The organism is Microbacterium sp. H6 (genome assembly GCF_003314775.1).
In the GTDB taxonomy this organism is placed as follows: Bacteria; Actinomycetota; Actinomycetes; order Actinomycetales; family Microbacteriaceae; genus Microbacterium; species Microbacterium oxydans.
Genome location: NZ_QOAY01000299.1, coordinates 257 through 3,723, shown reverse-complemented (window position 1 = coordinate 3,723; position 3,467 = coordinate 257). Strand labels below are relative to the sequence as shown.

The window sequence follows — 3,467 nt, the reverse complement described above, 5'->3', positions numbered from 1 at the left end:
TGGACGACTCCCACCCGTCGTCATAGGGCTCGTCGGCGTACGGCAGGTCCGCGTACGGGTCACGGGGAGTCTGCGGCATCCCTCCAGCGTAACGACCCCCGCCGACGTGGGCCGCGCCTCATCCACAGGCGCAGTCTCGATCAGCTCGCGGTCGACCGGTCGTAGGCGCGGATGAGGTCGTCGAGGAACTTCGCCACCGTCGCCCGCTCGCCCTCGCTCATCGCGGCGATCTGCGCCTCGACCTCGACGATGAGCGGCTCCACCAGGCGCTCGGCATCGGCGGCGGCATCCTCTGACGCGGTCACGATGAGTTTTCGCCCGTCGGACGGATGCCGATCTCGGCGCACATGGCCGCGATCTTCGAGGCGATTGAGGACGAGAGTCATGGCTGCGGTCGAGATCTCGACGCGGTGGGCCAGCTCGGTCGGAGTCGTGGGGCCGCGGGAGATGAGGTGGTCGAGCACCTCGAGGCCCGGGGCGTCGAGTTCGAGCTGCTTGGCGATCGAGCGCTCGAAGCGCTGCTGACGCATCGTGAGCTGCTGCACGCGGGTGCGGATGTCAATCTCGTCGATCTCGCCGGCGTCGTGCCGACGTGACGGGTCATACGTCGAGGCCGATTCCGTCGCCCGCTCGGACCGTTTGACATCCATGCGCACCATGGTAATACTTCATATTGCTAATTTGATTGATAATCAAGGATTGAGACGATATGACAGACGCGACAGAAGCGCCCTACCGCTGGCGCTGGGCGATCCTCGGAGTGATGCTCGCGGCCGAGATCATGGACATGCTCGACGCGACGATCGTCAACGTCGCCGGCCCCTCGTTGGAGTCCTCCCTGGGGACGAACGCCCTGGGCCTGCAGTGGGTGATCGGCGGCTACGCCCTCGCGTTGGGGGCGGGACTGATCCTGGGCGGTCGCCTGGGTGACCGCTTCGGGCGGCGCCGGATGTTCCTCCTCGGCCTGTCGGCGTTCACGATCGCATCGCTGTTGTGCTCCCTCGCGCCGACCGCTGAGCTACTGATCGCCTTCCGTCTGCTCCAGGGCGCGGCCGGCGCGCTGCTGCTCCCCCAGGGCCTCGGTCTGCTGCGTGAGAACCTCTCCGGCGCCGAGCTCGCCGTCGCATTCGGCATCTTCGGTCCGGCGCTGGGCCTCGGCGGCATCCTGGGCCCCATCATCGGCGGCGGACTGATCGAGGCCGACATCCTCGGGCTCGGATGGCGCTCGGTCTTCCTCGTGAACATCCCCATCGGGATCGTCGCCCTGGTCATCGCCTGGCGCATCCTGCCGCGACGCTCGGGGGATCGGGCGGTCCGCATCGACATGCTCGGCGCAGCCGTCATCGTCGCGGCATCCGGCATCCTCGTGCTCGGCCTCACCTTCGGACCCGAGCTGGACTGGCCGCTGTGGGCCTGGGCGTGCGTGGCCGCCGGCCTTGCCGGCTTCATCCTCTTCGGGGTGCAGCAGCGCGCACTCCTCGCCCGCGGCGGAGTGCCGCTGGTCACGGCGACCATGTTCACGCGTCGGGCCTACACCTTCGGGCTCGTGGGCATCGCCCTGTTCTTCAGCAGCCTGACCGGCACACAGCTGGTGCTGACGCTGTTCCTGCAGGTCGGCAACGGCTTCAGCGCCGGCGAGGCGGGGTTGAGCAACCTGCCACTCGCGATCGGCTCCGCGGTCGGCGGTGCGATCAGCGGCGCATGGCTCGCCGAGAAGATCGGGCGGTCCGTGCTGCAGCTCGGAGCAGTCACGCAGCTGCTCGGCGCGGGACTGCTGTGGTTCGAGCTGCAGCAGCCGGGCGACTTCAGCATCTGGACCATCGCCCCGGGCATCGCCCTGTTCGGGGTCGGCGGCGGCGCGATTATCGCCGCACTGTTCAGCACGATCCTCGCCGCGGTGAAGGACGACGAGATCGGTTCGGCTTCGGGCGTTCTCACCGCGGTCCAGGCGATCGCGAGCGCAGTGGGTGTCGCGATCTTCGCCTCGGTGTTCTTCGATGCGATCGACTCCGGTACCCCGGCGGAGGCGTATCAGCAGACCCTGATCGTGCCCGCGATCATGCTCGTCGCCTTCCTCGCACTCACCTTCCTCTTCCCGAAGAAGAGTCGGGAGGATGCGCACGGGGTAGCCGTGATGGAAACAGCGGGCTGACCGGATCGGTGGGCGAGAACCCGGACCGTCTGCGTCGGCGCCAGACGGACCGGGTTCTCGCCCGCCCCAGCGATCTCACGCGGGCGTAGGTTGGAGTCAACCCGTTCGAAGGAGCCTCCGATGACCGACATCACCGTGACCCGCAACGACGACGAGTCGCGCTACGAGATCCGCTCCGACGACGTGCTCGCAGGTTTCGCGGAGTTCGACCTGCGCCCCGGATCGATCCGCTTCATCCACACCGAGGTCGACCCGGCGTTCCAGGGCCAGGGGCTGGCGGGAAAGCTGGCATCGGCAGCGCTGACGGATGCCGCAGGACGCGGTGAGGCGATCGTCCCGCTGTGCCCGTACATCGCGAAGTACCTCGAAACGCACGAGATCGCCGGAGCCGAGATCCGCTGGCCGCGGGCGTCGCCGAGCCATGGCGCATCGACGGGCGAAGAGCCGACGGGCCGAGCCGAATGATCGGGCAGCACCGCCTCATCCTCGAGCCCCGCGAGGTGCCGCTGGGCGGAGTGCGCGGCATGAACGTGCTGCGGGCGCTGCCTCACCGCAACCTGCCGACGATCGGCGCCTGGTGCTTCCTGGACCGGTTCGGTCCCGCCGACACAAAGATGCGGGTCGAGCCGCATCCACACATCGGACTGCAGACCGTGACCTGGCCGCTCGTCGGAGAGATCCGCCACCGCGACTCGCTCGGCAGCGACGCCGACCTGCGCCGCGGGCAGCTGAACCTGATGACAGCGGGCGACGGCATCTCGCACTCGGAGTACTCGATCGGTGAAGAACCGGTGCCGCTCGACGCCCTGCAGTTCTGGGTGGTGCTGCCCGACTCGGCCCGCCGCGGTGCCCCCGGCTTCGAACGGCACACCGCGCTGCCGACACTCGCACTCCCGGCCGAAGAGGGAGCAGATGCCGAGGCCACGGTCGTGCTCGGCGAACTCGCCGGGGTGCGTTCGCCCGCCACCGTGCACACCCCGATCGTCGGCGCCGAGGTCGTCATCTCCCCCGGCTCGCGCGTGCGCCTGCCACTGCGTTCCGACTGGGAGCACGCGCTGATGCTCGTCGAAGGCGATGCCGTGGTGGCCGGGCATCCACTCGACCGCAACGGACTGCTCTACCTCGGCGACTCCCGCGATGCGGTCGAGGTGTCGAGCACCGAGGGCGCCCTGCTCTTCCTGCTGGGCGGTGAGCCGTTCGAGGACGACATCGTGATGTGGTGGAATTTCGCCGGACGCACACACGAAGAGATCGTCGAGGCCCGCGAGGAGTGGGAGGCGGCGTCCGACCGTTTCGGAGTCGTGGCCGGGCACGA

At 68.7% G+C, this 3,467-nt stretch carries 4 protein-coding genes; 3 read left to right on the top strand and 1 reads right to left on the bottom strand.

Going from position 1 to position 3,467, the window contains the following annotated elements:
• Positions 1-140: 140 nt before the first annotated feature.
• Positions 141-650, bottom strand: a complete 510-nt coding sequence (locus DSP71_RS19285; protein ID WP_058632155.1) for a MarR family winged helix-turn-helix transcriptional regulator — start codon at positions 648-650, stop codon at positions 141-143.
• 59 nt (positions 651-709) lie between these two features.
• Here DSP71_RS19285 and DSP71_RS19280 point away from each other — a divergent pair, with 59 nt between their 5' ends.
• The 3 genes from DSP71_RS19280 to DSP71_RS19270 all read left to right on the top strand — a co-directional run.
• The gene (locus DSP71_RS19280; protein WP_113681846.1) at positions 710-2,152 is read left to right on the top strand and encodes an MFS transporter; all 1,443 of its coding nucleotides are present in this window, start codon (positions 710-712) and stop codon (positions 2,150-2,152) included.
• A 120-nt stretch (positions 2,153-2,272) separates the two neighbouring features.
• Positions 2,273-2,617, top strand: a complete 345-nt coding sequence (locus DSP71_RS19275) for a GNAT family N-acetyltransferase (RefSeq protein WP_058632153.1) — start codon at positions 2,273-2,275, stop codon at positions 2,615-2,617.
• The coding region (locus DSP71_RS19270; RefSeq protein WP_258546559.1) for a pirin family protein at positions 2,614-3,467 on the top strand (854 nt) is incomplete at its 3' end. The genes DSP71_RS19275 and DSP71_RS19270, both read left to right, overlap by 4 nt.